Annotated in this window: 17 protein-coding genes; 9 read left to right on the forward strand and 8 right to left on the reverse strand. The window is 68.5% G+C overall.

The features are described from left to right. Positions 1–2 precede the first annotated feature (2 nt). Complete coding sequence (locus ACV7GQ_RS06805; RefSeq protein WP_470312764.1) at positions 3–1,151, forward strand: DUF63 family protein; 1,149 nt, start codon at positions 3–5, stop codon at positions 1,149–1,151. A gap of 1 nt (position 1,152) precedes the next feature. Here ACV7GQ_RS06805 and ACV7GQ_RS06810 read toward each other — a convergent pair whose 3' ends face one another. The 4 genes from ACV7GQ_RS06810 to ACV7GQ_RS06825 all read right to left on the reverse strand — a co-directional run bounded on the left by ACV7GQ_RS06810 (position 1,153) and on the right by ACV7GQ_RS06825 (position 6,235). Next, positions 1,153–1,305, reverse strand: coding sequence for a DUF7479 domain-containing protein (locus tag ACV7GQ_RS06810; RefSeq protein ID WP_470312765.1), 153 nt, complete (start codon positions 1,303–1,305; stop codon positions 1,153–1,155). Positions 1,306–1,386: 81 nt separating this feature from the next. Next, the gene (locus ACV7GQ_RS06815) at positions 1,387–3,102 is read right to left on the reverse strand and encodes a YcaO-like family protein (protein WP_470312766.1); all 1,716 of its coding nucleotides are present in this window, start codon (positions 3,100–3,102) and stop codon (positions 1,387–1,389) included. Positions 3,103–3,133: 31 nt separating this feature from the next. Next, complete coding sequence (gene tbsP / locus ACV7GQ_RS06820; RefSeq protein WP_470312767.1) at positions 3,134–3,952, reverse strand: transcriptional regulator TbsP; 819 nt, start codon at positions 3,950–3,952, stop codon at positions 3,134–3,136. Positions 3,953–4,162: 210 nt separating this feature from the next. Further along, positions 4,163–6,235, reverse strand: coding sequence for a hypothetical protein (locus ACV7GQ_RS06825; protein ID WP_470312768.1), 2,073 nt, complete (start codon positions 6,233–6,235; stop codon positions 4,163–4,165). A 174-nt stretch (positions 6,236–6,409) separates the two neighbouring features. Between ACV7GQ_RS06825 and glyA the strand changes: the two genes are divergently transcribed. From glyA to ACV7GQ_RS06840, 3 genes are all read left to right on the forward strand, one after another. Further along, positions 6,410–7,657, forward strand: a complete 1,248-nt coding sequence (glyA, locus tag ACV7GQ_RS06830; RefSeq protein WP_470312769.1) for a serine hydroxymethyltransferase — start codon at positions 6,410–6,412, stop codon at positions 7,655–7,657. 126 nt (positions 7,658–7,783) lie between these two features. Then, positions 7,784–8,677: a bifunctional methylenetetrahydrofolate dehydrogenase/methenyltetrahydrofolate cyclohydrolase gene (locus tag ACV7GQ_RS06835; RefSeq protein ID WP_470312770.1), complete on the forward strand. Its 894-nt coding sequence runs from the start codon at positions 7,784–7,786 to the stop codon at positions 8,675–8,677. Beyond that, on the forward strand, positions 8,678–9,160 hold the full coding sequence (locus ACV7GQ_RS06840) for an NUDIX hydrolase (protein ID WP_470312771.1): 483 nt from the start codon (positions 8,678–8,680) through the stop codon (positions 9,158–9,160). Between the two features lie 6 nt (positions 9,161–9,166). Here ACV7GQ_RS06840 and ACV7GQ_RS06845 read toward each other — a convergent pair whose 3' ends face one another. After that, positions 9,167–9,889 carry a DUF7117 family protein gene (locus ACV7GQ_RS06845; protein ID WP_470312772.1) on the reverse strand — a complete coding sequence of 241 codons (723 nt, stop codon included), beginning with the start codon at positions 9,887–9,889 and terminating at the stop codon, positions 9,167–9,169. A 59-nt stretch (positions 9,890–9,948) separates the two neighbouring features. Between ACV7GQ_RS06845 and ACV7GQ_RS06850 the strand changes: the two genes are divergently transcribed. Further along, entirely contained in the window at positions 9,949–10,095 is a 147-nt protein-coding gene (locus ACV7GQ_RS06850) for a hypothetical protein (RefSeq protein WP_470312773.1), read from the forward strand. 221 nt (positions 10,096–10,316) lie between these two features. On the opposite strand, the gene ACV7GQ_RS06855 is transcribed toward ACV7GQ_RS06850, so the two are convergent. Next, positions 10,317–10,604, reverse strand: coding sequence for an amphi-Trp domain-containing protein (locus ACV7GQ_RS06855; protein ID WP_470312774.1), 288 nt, complete (start codon positions 10,602–10,604; stop codon positions 10,317–10,319). 211 nt (positions 10,605–10,815) lie between these two features. Here ACV7GQ_RS06855 and ACV7GQ_RS06860 point away from each other — a divergent pair, with 211 nt between their 5' ends. Next, entirely contained in the window at positions 10,816–11,091 is a 276-nt protein-coding gene (locus tag ACV7GQ_RS06860; protein ID WP_166970575.1) for a PadR family transcriptional regulator, read from the forward strand. Between the two features lie 8 nt (positions 11,092–11,099). On the opposite strand, the gene ACV7GQ_RS06865 is transcribed toward ACV7GQ_RS06860, so the two are convergent. Beyond that, positions 11,100–12,365 (reverse strand): AI-2E family transporter, encoded by a 1,266-nt coding sequence (locus ACV7GQ_RS06865; RefSeq protein WP_470312775.1) that lies wholly within the window; start codon positions 12,363–12,365, stop codon positions 11,100–11,102. Positions 12,366–12,447: 82 nt separating this feature from the next. Between ACV7GQ_RS06865 and ACV7GQ_RS06870 the strand changes: the two genes are divergently transcribed. Next, complete coding sequence (locus tag ACV7GQ_RS06870) at positions 12,448–13,716, forward strand: MgtC/SapB family protein (RefSeq protein WP_470312776.1); 1,269 nt, start codon at positions 12,448–12,450, stop codon at positions 13,714–13,716. Positions 13,717–13,722: 6 nt separating this feature from the next. Here ACV7GQ_RS06870 and ACV7GQ_RS06875 read toward each other — a convergent pair whose 3' ends face one another. Beyond that, positions 13,723–14,055 (reverse strand): hypothetical protein, encoded by a 333-nt coding sequence (locus tag ACV7GQ_RS06875; RefSeq protein ID WP_470312777.1) that lies wholly within the window; start codon positions 14,053–14,055, stop codon positions 13,723–13,725. A gap of 115 nt (positions 14,056–14,170) precedes the next feature. On the opposite strand from ACV7GQ_RS06875, the gene ACV7GQ_RS06880 reads away from it, so the two are divergent. Next, complete coding sequence (locus ACV7GQ_RS06880) at positions 14,171–15,100, forward strand: HhH-GPD family protein (protein ID WP_470312778.1); 930 nt, start codon at positions 14,171–14,173, stop codon at positions 15,098–15,100. A 139-nt stretch (positions 15,101–15,239) separates the two neighbouring features. Next, entirely contained in the window at positions 15,240–15,818 is a 579-nt protein-coding gene (locus tag ACV7GQ_RS06885) for an NADPH-dependent FMN reductase (RefSeq protein WP_470312779.1), read from the forward strand. The last annotated feature ends 99 nt before the right edge of the window (positions 15,819–15,917 follow it).

The following is a 15,917-nucleotide window of genomic DNA, read 5'->3' on the forward strand; positions in this document are numbered from 1 at the left end:
CCATGAACACGTTCGAGCAGGTCGTCGACGAGTACGGGGCCGGGCGCCTCTGGGTCGCCTCGTTCGTCGCCATCATCGCGGTCGGCTTCGGCGCGGTCCTCGCGTTCCCGCGGGCGGTCTGGGACCGGTTCCTCTGGCACTACTTCTGGGGCCCGGTGTACGCGGACGCGAAGGCCGCCAGCTGTGCGGTGATGACCGACGGCGGCCCGGAACCGCTGTACGAGGGCTGTGCCGCGGCGGTACAGCAGGGCCAGATCGTCGCCGAACCCGGCTACACCATCGTCTCCGAGGTCGGCTACATGCTTATCCTGGTGTACATGCTCGTCGGCGTCTATCTCCTGCTGGACCGACTGGAGATCGCCGAGGACCCGAAACTGTACTTCGCGTTCGTCCCGTTCATGCTGCTGGGTGGCGCGCTGCGGACCGTCGAGGACGCCACCGACCGGGCGCTCGAAGCCGGGTTCGCCCCCATCGTCGAGTACCCGCTGAGTTCGCTCATCATCAGCCCGGTCATCTACGGGACGCTGTTCGTGATGACCCTCGTGACGCTGGTCGTCTGTCTCAGACTCGACCGGGAGGGCTACGTCGATAGCTACTACCGGTCGACAGCGGCGGTCGGGGGCGTCCTCGTCGTCGTGACGCTGCTCTACCTGACTGCCGTCGCGACCACCACGGAGTACTCGACGCTGTACCCGTCGGTCCTGCTCACGACCGTCGGCCTGGCGACGGTACTGTCGTACGGCCTGTACCGCGCCTTCGAGGCGTACGCGCCGGCGGTCAACGACGGCACCGGCTACATCGGGCTGGTCGTCATCTGGGGCCACGCCATCGACGGCGTCGCGAACGTCGTGTTGGCCGACTGGCTGGACGTGCTGAACGTGCCGCTGACCTACTACCCGAAACACCCGGCCAACGCGTTCATCATCGCGACGACCGAGGCGCTCCAGCCCGCCGGGCTGACCGCCGCCATCGGCACGTCGTGGCCGTTCCTCGTCGTGAAACTCGTGGTCGCGTCGCTCGTCGTCTGGCTGTTCAACGAGGAGTTCCTGGAGGAGAGCCCGCGCTACGCGTTGCTGCTGCTGGTCGCCGTCACCGCGGTCGGTCTCGGACCGGGGACGCGGGACATGCTGCGGGCCACGTTCGCCATCTGACTCAGAACTCTCGCAGCGCCGTCTCGGGGTAGTGCCGGACCCCGCAGTTCGGGCACTCCGCGACCACGACCGGCGACCCGTCGGTCGCCGTCGTCTCGTCGCGCACGAGGTCGTGTCCGCACTCGCTACACGGGAGGTCGAACTCGGTCACCATTGTTTTCGTGTCCAGTGCTACCGACTGGCACACGTCGAGAACTGACGGGGTTGTCCGTATTAAACGACCCGGTGGCCGGGGTCAGGGGAACGGGTGGTGGTCCCGGTCGAGTCGCGGCTCGAAGCCGAGGTCCGTCGGCACCGTCTCCGCCCGGTCGCCGAAGTAGCTCTCGTCGAAGAACAGCGGTTGGGCGGTCGGGCAGAACGCCCGGACTGCCTCGAACCCCATCAGTTCGAGGTCCGGCGTCGTGAGGCGGCTCGCGTACGGGGTCAGTCCCGCCTCCACCACGCGGTCGACCAGTTCCTCGAGCTCGGCGTCGCCGGTCGGGACAGAGTCCGGGCCGACGCTCGAGAGGGGCACGGCTGTCGCCGTCTCGGTCAGCGGCTCGGCCGCTTCGGGACGGTCCGCGTACCGCCCGATGGCGCCGTCGGCGTCGGCCGCCTCGTCGCGCCCCATCCCCCGCAGCTCCATCCAGTTCTGGAGCGCCTCCTCGAGTGCCCCGGCCGCCGCGTCGGCCGGGTCGAGCCGCGCCGACGTGCCCAGCGCGAACTTCGGCCACGCCTCGCGCTCGAGGGCGACGGCGACCACGGGGACGTCGACGTCCTGCGTCAGCAACAGCGCGGTCACGTCGAGGTCCTCCGAACGGGCCCGTCGTCGCAGGGTGTCGAACGGCCCGCCGTCGTCGTCGACGACGACCGCCAGTGGGTCGTAGGTGGAGTACCACGAGAGCATCGCCGCGTCGCGTTCGACCACCTCGTAGAGGCCCGAGAGGAGCGCGTCGGTCTCCAAACTCCCGAGTCCGAGCCCCGTCGTCGTCGCCGGGCGGACGCTGCGGGACGGCGGCGGGTAGACGACCACCTCCGCCGGCGCGAGGCGCTGGGCGCCCGTCTCGAGGTTCTCGGCAGGCACCCACGGTACGGCCTCACCGCCACCCCACGCGCCGCCGTCCGGAGCGACGAACCCCGCCGGGTCGAGACCCTCAGTCACCGTCTCGCCGGTCCCCGAGACCATCTCCGCCGCCCGGTAGACGCCGGCGGCGTACCGTTCGTAGCTCTCGCCCAGCGCCTTCATGAACGCCGAATCCCAGTCCGTCGCGACGCCGGCGGCCTGCTGTGGGGCCGTCACGTCGCTGAACCGGGCGGTGTCCGCGAGCTCCGCGAGGTAGTACGGGGCCGGGAACGATTCGGCCTCGCCCACGTTCCGGACGACGCCGACGCGGTCGTCGAGGCCGGCCTCGGCGCGCGAGAGGGCCTCCCGTTCGTGGTCGCGCCGGCCGGCGTGGGCGAGCGTCCATCGGTCGTCGTCCCGGCACGCACACCCCGGGACGGGGAGGAACTGTCGCTCGGTGTGGGGGAGTTCGAGGACGGTCCCGACGACGGCCCCCTCGCCGGCCAGCGCCCGCTCCACACGCCGGCCGGCGACCGCTCCGGCGAACCGCTGGGTACTGGCCGACGGGGCCTCCGCCGGCTCGGACTGCTGGTCGACGTTCGACCGTACGCGCTCCCGGAGACAGTCGTAACACCCGCTCTGCGGGCCGAACCCTGTGATGGCGGCGTCGACCACCGGGACACCGCCGACGCCGCCGAGTTCGACGGCGACCCACGGCGTCCCCGCCGCTCTCGCTCGCTCGTTCGCGGTGTCGAACAGGTCGGTGGTGACCGGTCCGACGACGACGCTGAGGTCGGTGCCGTCGGTGAGCGGGTCCGTCGACCGAGTCACGTCGGCCGGCGTCTCCGACAGTGCCGCGACCAGCGATTCGACGGCCGGCCCGCTCCCGACGACTTCGACAGTACTCATGCCCGGGGGAACACAGAGGGGGCCGAAAAACCTATGCGGCCAGCAGGCTCTGTGCGACCGTCGCCAGTTCGTCGGCGTCGGCGTCTTCGAGACGCTCGTCGCCGAGCATCAGGCGGAGGCGCGGCCGCCCGACGTCGATGGGGACCTTCTCGGTGTCGATGAGGCCCATGTCCTCGAGCTTGGTCTTCGTCCGGGAGAACGTCGCCTTGCTCGCGAGGCCGACGTCCTCACCCCACTTGCTGATGTCGTACAGCAGTTCCCCGTTCTTGGCTGCCACGAGCAGGCTGATGGTCACCTCGTCGAGCCCGTCGCCGTCGCCGCGGGCCGTCGCCAGCGACCCGAGGACGCTGTCGAAGTCGTTCGCCGTCGCCTCGCCGATCTCGCTCTCCAGCGTGCTACGGACGGTGGAGATGGGTGGTGTCCGGAGGGAGTACGCTTCGGCCTCCTCCCACGTGGTGTCGTAGTAGTCGTACGCCCCGTCGACGAACTCGCCGTCGTCGGTCCCCAGGCCGCCGACGGCGTCGCCGATGGTCACGAGCGCGTACACGGTGTCTGCGGTGACGGCGACCGAGTGGGTCGGTACGTCCGACAACAGCCGCATCGTCAGGTCGCCGCGGTCGACGAGGTCCGCGGCCGTGCTCGCCACCAGGAAGTCGTCCATGACGTCTTTCAGGGCCCGCTCGTCCGCGAGGAGTCGCACCTCCGGCGGGGCTGTCTGTTCGTCCAACGTCGTCACGAGCGCCGAGATGGTGTCTCGGTCCGGGTTCACGACGAACACCGGCCCGTCGGCGTCTTCGAACACCGACGACAACATCGCTCCGACGTCGTCGTCCAGTAGGGTTGCACTCATTGTCCCAATGGGTGTATTGTGTATTGTAACATTTAATTTCATCGGCCAGCTCTAGTTGAATTCTCCAACGAGGACGCCACAGGCACCTCCCAAACGGCTTAAATATATGTTCCGGCCTAGCTATCAAAAACGAAACTAGATAGCGGTCCGACGCCGATATCTCGGCGCCTATCGGCCCACTAGTGGCCCGTCCTGATAATCACGGGGGCGCTACGCCGAGGCGCGAAGGCGGGCCGCGAGGTCACGTGACCAGTGGAACCCGCCGTCGAAGATGACGGGCACCGAGACCGACTCCAGCGTCTCGACGAGCGTCGCCTCGGGTACCGTCGTCTCCGTCCGCCGGCCGTTGAGCGCGACCTCGCCGTCGAACGGGAGCGTATAGCCGTCGCCGGCGTCCGGCGTCACCACCTCACAGACGACCTCGTACCCCGCGGATGACTCGCGCACCCGGACGACGACCGGGTCGGTCGGACCCGGCAACAGCGAGTACGTGCCGTCGCCGACCACCGCGTAGTCGTGGCCCATCACGATGCGACGCCGGGCCAGCTGGAGGGCCCGCTGGATGCTGAACCCGTTGCTCAACAGGCGAGCGAACGCCGTCCCGACCAGCGCCGCGTGTCGGTCCAGCACGTCGTTCAACGTCACCGCTCCGGCCACCGCGCCGCAGTCGACGAGGTGTAACCCCTCCTCGTAGGAGCCACAGGCGTTGAGGAAGAACGTCCGGGTCCGCGAGCGCGACACCTCGGCGGCCGAGAGATTGCCGTCGGGACACCGGAGGCCGGCGTCGTCGCAGTGGCCGACGAAGTGGACGAAGTCGTGCTCGGCCTCGAACACCGCGGCCAGTTCGGCCGTCGTCAGCGCCTCGCTGACCGTGACGTCCATCGGGAGGTCGGCCGCGCGGTAGATGTCCGTGACCGTCCCCTGCTCGTCGCTCATCTCGGCGTCGTTCAACACGACCGACACCCGCATCCGGTCGTTCTCCCGGTGCCGGAACCGATACCGGTTCTCGTAGGCCGCCGTCGTCGTCTTGAAGGCGTCGATGGGCGTCCCCGGCGCGAGCCACCCCTGCACACGACCGCGCTCCCCACGCGGGTCGAGCACGGACGACCGCTGTGTGCTCCCCCGCGTCGGATAGGCGTCCGAGAGCGTCCGGTCGAGGAGGTCACGCCGGTCCAGTTCCGACCCCTCGGAGAGGTAGACGAGGCTCAGCTTGTCGAGCAGGAACGGCAGACACCGCGCCCGACCGAGCGAGGGTCGGACGTGCGTCGAGAGGTGCCACTCCGGCGCGGCCGCTCGGACCGTCTCCGTCGGCACCGAGAGGTACCGTTCCAGTCTGCCCGCCGGCGACAGCGCGCGCACCGCTTCCGGGTCCAGCGAACACGCCGCCAGCACCTCCGGAGCGGATTCGGGACGCACCCGACGGACGAGACAGTCGAGGTAGAAGACCCGTCGGAGGACGGAGGCGACCTCGTCCTGTAACGCCGGGAGCGGACCGAACTCGTGTCTGACGTCGGTCCCGGCGGCACTCAGCACGGGCCGGTCCCGCTCCTCGACAGCCACCTCCGCTCCGAGGTAGTACGCCAGCGGCGCCGCGACGAACACCGCCTCGGCGCGCTCCGGCAGACGCAGTTCGACGCCAGTCGCCGGCCGGCGGTCCTCGACGGCGTCGGGGACCGAGGCCGTCTCGCCCGTCGTCAACAGCGGTGGGTGGTCCCGCTGGTCGGGGTGGGACCGTGAGGGGCTGCTGGTGCGGTGGGCGGCGCTCAGACAGGACACGCCGGTCGCGAGCCCCTCGACTGTGGCCGGGACCTGTACGCGAGGCAGTCCTGTGGTCGTCTCCCTGTAGCCGACGGTGACGGTCTTCGACTCCCACAGCGAGAGGCCGGTCCCGTCGCCGGTCGGCCGCAGCGACGCCGGGCCGTCGAACCGGACGTACAGACGGACGGCGTCGCTCGCCAGCGGGTCGTCGGCCGCGTCGGACGGAGTCGTCTCGGCCGTCCCGCTCAGGAGGAACGACCCCGACGGGAGCTCCGAGGCGCTCGCGAGCGTGTACCGGGCGTCGCAGTCCAGTGCCGTCACGGTGACGTCGGTACACGGCACGTGGAGCCGTGTCGCCTCGCCGCGACGACACTCCGCCGTCGGGCGCGGTATCGCGTCGTCAGGTCCCTCCCGCCGGTTCGCCAGCTGTTCGACCAGTGCCGTCGAAGACACTGTCTCCTCGTCGCCGACAGATGCGGGCTCGGTCCCACCAGAGCCGGCATCCGCCACCCCCCAGGTGACCATGTGGCGGTCGTTGTGTCCTTCTGGATTATATACATACTGAAAACCGGCGTCCAATCAGCGGCCGACGCCGGTCGGCCGTGCCCGGAAGTGGCTCCCGCGTCAACTCCTTGCCAACCTGTCACATGGTCTCGGGCAAAGGGTAGATTATTGACGGGCGGGTCCCGAGGGTGGCACATGACCTACGATACCGTCCGCGAGACGGACCCGGCCGTCGCAGACGCCCTCGAGGGCGAGCGTGCCCGCCAGAACGACACGCTGGCGATGATCGCGAGCGAGAACCACGTCTCCGAGGCCGTCATGGAGGCCCAGAGCTCCGAACTCACGAACAAGTACGCCGAGGGCTACCCCGGCGAGCGCTACTACGGCGGCTGTGAGTACGCCGACGACGTCGAAGAACTCGCCATCGAACGGGCGAAGGAACTGTGGGGCGCCGATCACGTCAACGTCCAGCCCCACTCCGGCTCGCAGGCGAACATGGGCGTCTACCTCGGCGTCCTCGAACCCGGCGACAAGATCCTGTCGCTGGACCTGACCCACGGCGGCCACCTCTCGCACGGCCACCCGGCGAACTTCGCGGGCCAGGTCTACGAGGTCGAGCAGTACGAGGTCGACGAGGAGACCGGCTACATCGACTACGAGGGCCTCCACGAACACGCAGAGGAGTACGAGCCTGACATCATCGTCTCGGGCTACTCGGCGTACCCGCGCGAGGTCGACTTCGAGCGGATTCAGGAGACGGCCGACGCCGTCGACGCCTACCACCTCGCCGACATCGCCCACATCACCGGTCTCGTCGCCGCCGGCGTCCACGAGTCGCCGGTCGGCGTCGCCGACTTCGTCACCGGGTCGACGCACAAGACCATCCGCGCAGGCCGCGGCGGCATCATCATGTGCGACGAGGAGTACGCCAGCGACATCGACGCGGCCGTCTTCCCCGGGTCGCAGGGCGGCCCCCTGATGCACAACGTCGCCGGCAAGGCCGTCGGCTTCGGCGAGGCGCTCGACGCCGGGTTCGAGGAGTACGCCGAACAGACCGTCGCCAACGCGAAGGCCCTGGGTGACCGCCTCCAGGAGCACGGGCTGGACCTCGTCTCGGACGGCACGGACAACCACCTCGTCCTCGTGGACCTCCGACCGTCCCACCCGGACACCACCGGCAAGGAGGTCGAGGAGAGCCTCGAGGAGGCCGGCATCGTCCTGAACGCCAACACCGTCCCCGGCGAGACCCGCTCCGCGTTCAACCCCTCGGGCATCCGCGCGGGCACGCCGGCACTGACGACGCGTGGCTTCGACGAGGAAGCCTGTCGCGAGGTCGCCGACCTCATCTACGAGGTCGTCGACGCCCCCCACGACGACGACGTCGTCGCCGAGGTCAGCCAGCGCGTGGACGAACTCACCGACGAGTACACCCTCTACGACTGAGCGAGCGGAACGTTCGTTCTCTCGTTCACTCTCGCGTTCGCGCTGGACGAGGCCGCGATGGCAAACTGCGCCTCGCCGCGATCCGTGTAGTGACGTTTTTGGCCCCTCCGTGTCCCTCTCCACGTGATGACAGAGATTATCGACGGCAACGCCGTCGCCGAGGAGGTCCGCTCGGACCTCGCGACGGCCATCGACCAACTCGAAGCCGAAGGCGTCCAGCCATCGCTGGCGACGGTCCTGATGAGCGACGACCCCGCCAGCGAGACGTACGTCTCGATGAAGCAGGACGACTGCGCCGAGGTGGGCATCGAGGCCATCGACATCGACATCGACCCCGACGCCGACGCGAGCGAACTGTACGACACCATCGACGACCTGAACGCCGACGAGAACGTCAACGGCATCCTCGTCCAGATGCCGGTGCCGGACCACGTCTCCGACCGCGAGGTCCTGCGGGCCATCGACCCGGTGAAGGACGTCGACGGCTTCCACCCCGAGAACGTCGGGCGGCTGGTCGCCGGCGACGCGCGCTACAAGCCCTGTACGCCCCACGGCGTCCAGAAGCTCATCGAGTCGGCTGGCGTCGACACCGAGGGCAAGGACGCCGTCGTGGTCGGCCGGTCGGACATCGTCGGCAAGCCGATGGCGAACCTCCTCATCCAGAAGGCGCCGGGCGGCAACGCGACGACGACGGTGTGTCACTCCCGGACCCGGGACCTCGCCGAGAAGACACGGAACGCCGACATCCTCGTGGCCGCCGCCGGCGTCCCCGAGATGATAGACGGCGACATGGTCGGCGAGGGCGCGACGGTCGTGGACGTGGGCATCAACCGCGTCGAGGCGGACACCGACAAGGGCTACGAACTCGTCGGCGACGTCGACTACGAGAGCGCGAAGGAAGTCGCCGGTGCCATCACGCCCGTCCCCGGCGGCGTCGGCCCGATGACCCGCGCGATGCTCCTGTACAACACGGTGAAAGCGGCCGGTCTGCAACACGACGTCGACGTCGACCTGCCCTGAATGCCGTCGCTCGCCGCCTTCGAGGCCGACGGCGTCTACACCCGGCGGGTCACCCGCACGGTCGAGCCGCCGGCCCTCGAGTCGTTCCGGCGACGCGTCGACGACGGACTGGAGTGGGCCGTCGGGGCACTCGTAGAGGACGCCGCGGACCGCCTCCTCCTCGTCTACGAGGACGGGACGTGGAAGCTCCCGGGCGGCGGCGTCGAATCTGACGAGGCCCGGAGCGAGGCGCTCGTCCGCGAGGTGCGCGAGGAGACCGGTGTCGGCGTGACGCCTGCGGAACTGCTCGCCGTCACCGAGGTGACGCTGACCGACGGCGACCGAGCGACACAGTTCCACTTCGGGACGTATCGGGCGACACCGGTGGACACGGCGCTGGCGACCGACCCGGGGCTGGACGGGGAGTCGATCGAACGCGTCGCGTGGCGTGGGTCGGTCCCGGAGAACTGTCTCGACCACGAATTGGTCCGGCGCTTTCGCTGACCGGCCTCAGAGCGCGTCGTCGTCGAGCCCCGACAGCCAGTTGTCGGCGGTGACGTAGGCGCTCTCGTCGCCCTCGCCGACGAACCGGCCGAGGTCACGGGCGGCGTGGAGCAGCCGGTTGGCGTTCGCCGGGTCGACGTCGCCGTCCAGCGCCTCCACGCGCTTTCGGTGGTCGCGGATGCGTCCAGATAGCTGGCGGCCCTGCTCGTTCGGGTGGTCGTCCAGATACTGCCGGACGTCGGACTGGTAGCGCTCGACGGCGGTGGCCATCGCCAGCCCGAAGGCCGACCGGAGGTCGCTGGGCACCGCGTCCGCGCCGGGGCGGTCGCCGTCGTTGGCCCCGCCCAACAGGTCGTAGAAGTACAGCTCGACGTCGTCGCTCGGGCGCATCTCCTTGGCGACGTCGCTCGCGACGTACTGGAGTTCGACCGCGGCGACGTACGTCTCGTCCAGCGGTTTGAGGGTGCCGGTGTCGATGAACCCTCGCTTGCGGGTGTACTCGCGACAGGTCTCGGCGGCGGCCCGTGCCACGTCTTCGAGCGGGTCCTCGTCGATACGGTTTCTGATGGGTGTCAGGTCGAGCGAGACCGGCGCGTCGGTGTGTTCGGTCCGTTCGTCGACGCCGACGCTGTGGACGCTCCCGCAGTCGGGGCAGGCGATGCTCCCGGTGTCGTAGTACGACCAGCGGGTCCCGCAGGACCGACACTCCCGGTCGCCGCGAATCTTCATACTCAATGCTGGGCCCGCCGGCCTCAAGTTTGTTCCGCGAGCGGTTCGTACGCGCACCCATGCGACCGGAATCCGAAGTGCGCGAGCAGTACGAGTTCCTCACCGAACAGTTAGAGAGCGACGAGATGCGCCACGAACGCGTCCGGATGATGTTCACACACTACAAACGCGCACTTGGGTGGGTGCTGGAGGAGGAACACATCTGAGTGGGATTATTACACTGTCCTAACGTTCGGTAACTAACACCAACGAGACGGTGCCGGTACTTTTAAGTCCATCACCCCCATTGACCCAAGTGACGCTTCGCTTGGAGGGCCGAAGCGTCAGCGGGGACCAATTCAGGGCGGCAAGGGGTCGCGTTTTTCGCGACCCCTTTCCACTTACTTCGCTGCACGACACCGAACAGCCGACGGTACGGCGTTCGTGCCTACTCGATGTGTAACTCGCCGGTAGACGCGTCACCGCCCGACGCGTCCTCGGGCCACTCCAGCTCGACTTCGATGCTCAGTTCACCGGGTCCGTCGGCGGGGCCCTCGCGCTCGGCCTTGACCTCGAACTCCACCTCGGACGGCGGGTCGAGCGACACGGACTCGTCGCCGGCACTGAGTGCCACGTCGCCGCCGGCCGCGACGGAGTCCGCGAGCGAACGCAGGTAGTCGGCGACGTCCGCACGGCTCATTCGCTGTTCCGTCTCGAACAGAATCTCTTCTGGCATGGTCGGTTTACGCGTCGCGGACAAATAATATCGTCGGCATCACCTTCGACGGTATGATGTAATCCTGACTCGAAACCCGAGAACCGAGATTCTGTCTCTGAGGCGCCAGATAGGGCAGATACCTCGGACCATGTGAGAGAGTACGAGGTAAAACCCTCCGATTCGACACATTTAAGCGATTTAGACAATAAGAGATACCTAGACCGTATCGATGCACGACCTGACAGGCTTCCAGCGTGACCTCCTCTACGTCATCTCGGGCCGAGAAGAGCCACACGGCCTGGCGATAAAGGAGGACCTCGAGGAGTACTACGAGAAAGAGATCCACCACGGCCGGCTGTATCCGAACCTCGATACGCTGGTCGACAAGGGCCTCGTCGAGAAGGGGCAACGCGACCGCCGGACCAACTTCTACACGCTGACGCGTCGCGGTCGGCGCGAAATCGACGCCCGGCGGGACTGGGAAGACCAGTACGTCGACCTCTGAGGCCGGCCCTAACTGACGTCGGGGTCGTCGGACCCTCTCGGTGGGGACGTCGTCTCTGTCGGCGTCGGGGTCTCTTCTTCGCTACTTGTCTCTGCGTCCGTCTCCGGGTCACCGACCTCCTCGCCGATGAGGTTCGTCGGGTCGACCGCCCTCGGCCGTATCGGTTCGCCTTCGACGAGCTCCGGCAGGACGAACCGGGCGAAATGCACGACGAAGACCAGTATCATCGGCGCGAGGAAGATGCCGTACCACCCGAAGAGAAACGGGCCGAGGATGTACGCGAACATCAGCGTCCCGGTGTGCAGGCCCGCCTTGACCTCCGCGTCGGTGTCGCGCGCACCGAACCGACCGATGGAGAACGACCTGCCGCTGGAGACGTAGGGCCGGACGAGCAGGTCGGGGATGGTGTCGACGACGACGAACGCGACGCCGGTGAAGAGCGCGACGAACCACCACTCCCCGCCACCGAGCGCCGTCTGCACCCCGAGGTAGGCGGCCATCGGGACGTAGACGATCTTCATCCCGATGATGGGGATGAGGCTCGCGGCGCCGGCGAGCAACCCGGTCAGGGCCGGGTACGGCACTCCCATCCCGGCCGGCGCGACGACGTCGACGAGGCTGAACGAGATAGCGCCGATGGCGCCGGTGACGATGGCGTTGAGGATGTTGCCGTAGAACACCTTGTGGAAGCTCCGGTCGACCTCGTGGAAGTACCGGTCCAGGACGCCCCGGTGGTCGAGGAAGTCCTTGGCCCACTCGGCCAGTCGCGGGCCGTCCCGGAGCAGGTAGAACGCGACGGCGAACATGACGAAGACGTGGACGAGGCCGGTCCCGACGAACCCGAGGTAGTTCACGAACTGGCCAAGCGTGTCGAGGACGGTCCCGGGCCCGGCGGCGTCGGTGAGCAGCGCCTGCGGGTTCTGGACGAGCTCGGAGACGTCGAGGTACGGGTCGACGAACGAGGCGTAGGGGCCGAGGTCGGCCGTGTCCGCGAACCGTTCGAACTCCTGCAGGGCGATGGCGATGGTGTAGTACAGCAGGACGATGACGGGGAAGGCGAGGAGGAACAGCGAGAGCATCGCCGCGAGCGTCCGCTGGCGCACCCGGCGGTAGACGCGGCGGTAGAGCGGCCGCGTCGCGTAGTAGAGGAAGATACCGAAGACGAACGTCCCGACGAAGGTGTAGAGGACGAACAGGAGTGTGGCCGCGAGAATCGTCCCGAACCCGATCCAGAACGCACGTGGCCAGTCCACGTCCACGTCGTACTGCGCCATTACTCCCGATTTCACCCCGGTCCGCAAAAAGGTGTGCCGTCGCCGACCCGAATACTTTAGGCGCAGACCGAGTAGCCGTAGCGTGAGCGTTCCGATACAGTTGTCGTCGTTTCCGATCGACACGGCGGTCCTCAGAATCCTCCTCGCGGGCGCGCTGGGCATGTTCCTGGGGCTAGAGCGCGAGTGGTCACAGAAGACGGCGGGCATCCGCACCTTCGCGCTCATCAGCCTGCTCGCCGCCGTCTTCACCATCGTCGGTCGGGAGACGCTCCTCGTCGTCGGCGGCGTCCTCGTCATCGTCCAGGGCGTGTTACTGGCCGTCCAGGGCCTCCTGCAGGAGGAGGAGACGCTCTCGATGACCACCTCCGTGTCGATGCTGGTCGCGTACGGCGTGGGGGCGCTCGTCGCCGACGGCCACATCCTCGAGGGCGTCACCGTCGCGGTCCTCTCGTCGCTGTTGCTGGTGCTCAAGCGGGAACTCCACAGTTTCGCGTGGGGGCTGTCCCGGAAGGAGCTACGGGCGGCGACGGAGTTCGCCATCCTGGCGTTCGTCATCTACCCGCTGTTGCCCGCCGACCCGGTGGCGGTGCCGGGGGGCCTGCTGGACATCACGGTCGAACTCCGCGTCATCTGGCTGATGGTCGTGTTCGTCGCGGGCATCGGCATCGTCAACTACGCCGTCGTCCAGAGCTACGGCGGCCGCGGCATCGCCATCACGGGCTTCTTCGGCGGCCTCGCCTCCTCGACGGCCGTCGTCGGGACGATGCTCGACCACGTCCGCCAGCGGCCGGACGCCACGTCATACGCCGTCGCAGCCATCCTCCTGGCCGACGCCGCGATGGCCCTGCGGAACCTCCTCATCGCCGTCGTGTTCTCCCTCGAACACGGTCTGTTGCTGTCCGCCGTCGTCCCGCTCTCGGCCGTCATCGTCGGGAGCGTCGTCGTCGCCGCCTACACGGCCGACTGGCGAGAGACGGTCGACATGGAGCTGGACAGCCCGTTCTCCCTGCAGAACGCGCTCGCGTTCGGCGGCGTGTTCCTGCTGGTCGTCGTCGCCGGTGGCGTCGCCAGCGCCCGGTTCGGTACGGCGGGACTGTACGTCACGTCGGCGCTGAGCGGGCTCGTCTCCAGCGCCGGTGCGACCACCTCCGCGGTCCTCCTGTACCGCGGCGGCGCTATCGGCGAACAGACGGCGATGGTCGCGATCCTCGTCGCCACGGCCGCGAGCATCCTCGTCAAGGCGGCGCTCACGGCACCCGGGTCGAACCGGCAGTTCGCCTCCCGCGTGGCGCTCTGGAGCGCGGTTGTGCTGGGCGCGGCGAGCGTCACCGCGGCCGCGATGCTCCTCTGAGGCCGCTCAGAACTGGTAGCGTCGGTCGTCGGGGTCGCCCTGCTGCTGTGGGAACTGGTTCCCGCCGGTCATCTCGTCGAAGGTCATCCCGGAGAGGTACTCGTCGTAGGTCGCGTCGTAGCCGGAGCGGAGGTGGAAGTCCAGCTGGCCGCGGTCCACCATCGACTGGAACAGCATGTGGACCGCCCGATGGACGAGCTCGTCGGGGTCCTCGGGGTCGAGTGCGACCGACAGCATCGCCAGTTCGTTGCGCGTCTCGCCGTCGAGCGAGACGGCCAGCTCGTCGCCGAACGCGGCGTACTGGTCCTCGACGTCGTCCTGAAGGTCTTCGAGGGTCACGTCTGGAGGCAGGCGGACCGGGCGGAAACCCCTTGCGACTCGGCCGGACCGACGCTCGTCGAAAGACCGACCGTAACCACCACACACAAACCGGAACGGACCCAACGGAGGTGCAATGAGCGACCAGTCGGCGACGGAGGCCGAGCAGTTGCCCGCGGACCTCGACCGGGTCCAGCGAGCGCTCGTCGAGTGGTACGAGGCCGACCACCGCGAGTACCCGTGGCGACAGACCGAGGACCCCTACGAGATTCTCGTCTCGGAAGTGATGAGCCAGCAGACCCAACTCGACCGCGTCGTGGCCGCGTGGCGGGACTTCCTGGAGCAGTGGCCGACCGTCGACGACCTCGCGGCCGCCGACCGGGGCGAGGTAGTCGGGTTCTGGACGAGTCACTCCCTGGGGTACAACAACCGCGCGAAGTACCTCCACGAGGCCGCCCGCCAGGTCGTCGAGGAGCACGACGGCGAGTGGCCCCGCGACCCGGACGGCCTCTCGGAGCTGATGGGCGTCGGCCCCTACACCGCCAACGCGGTCGCCTCCTTCGCGTTCGACAACGGGGACGCCGTCGTCGACACGAACGTCAAACGCGTGCTGTACCGCGCCTTCGACGTGCCCGACGACGACGCTGCCTTCGAGGCGGTCGCCGGACGCCTCATGCCAGAGGGCGAGTCCCGGGTCTGGAACAACGCCATCATGGAACTGGGCGGCGTGGCCTGCGAGAAGACGCCGGCCTGCGACGGCGCGCAGTGTCCGTGGCGCGAGTGGTGTCACGCCTACCAGACCGGGGACTTCACCGCGCCGGACGTCCCCACCCAACCCGAGTTCGAGGGGAGTCGCCGCCAGATGCGGGGCCGCGTCGTCAACGTCCTCAACGAGTACGAGGAACTGGCGCTGGACGACCTCGGCCCCCGCGTGCGCGTCGACTACGCCCCCGACGGCGAGTACGGCCGCGAGTGGCTGCGGGACCTGGTGACCGACCTCGCCGACGACGGCCTCGTCTCGGTCGCCGACGGGAGCGGGGAGACGACCGTGTCTCTCGACCGCTGACGGCCGAAACCGAGATAGCCGCCGGCGCCGCCGACCGCGTGCCCGGGGGCGCAGTCGGTCTGCGGGATGTCACGACCAGTACCGGGACCGACAGTACGGTTCCGCTACCCCTTTACTGAACGGCGCTCTGTCTCCACGCATGTCTCGACCCCACGTCGTCGGTATCGCCGGCAGCCTCAGAGACGCTAGCTACACGCGCGTCGGCGTCGAGCGCGCCCTCGAAGCGGCCAGCGAGACGGGCGCGACGACCGAACTGCTCGACCTCCGGGAGTTCGACCTCCCGGTCTTCGACGCGGACGACCGGGAGGCCGGCGACGCGCTCGCACTCACGGACGCGGTACACGAGGCCGACGCCATCATCCTCGGGACGCCGGTCTACCACGGGTCGTACTCCGCGCCGCTGAAGAACGCGCTGGACTACTGTGGGTTCGACGAGTTCGAGAACAAGACCGTGGGTCTGCTCGCCGTCGCCGGCGGCGGGTTCCCCATCACCGCGCTCGAACACCTCCGGTCGGTGTGTCGCGCGCTGAACTGCTGGGTCATCCCGCACCAGGCCGCCATCCCGCGGGCCAGGAACAGCGTCGAGGACGGTGTCATCGTCGACGCCGACGTCGACGAGCGCGTCGCGACGCTGGGCGAGGAGGCGGTCCAGTACGCGAACATCGAACCCGACCCACCGTGCTTCGAGAGCACCGAGAACGTCGGCGCCGGCGACTAGTCGCCCACACCGGGCGCGCGTCCCCGTCCGGGTCGAAGCGACGAGCGAACGACCGGGCGGGTCGCCACAGCGGAGCCGACTCGCAACCGTCTTACTCGC

Source organism: Haloarcula sp. MBLA0163 (assembly GCF_055632435.1).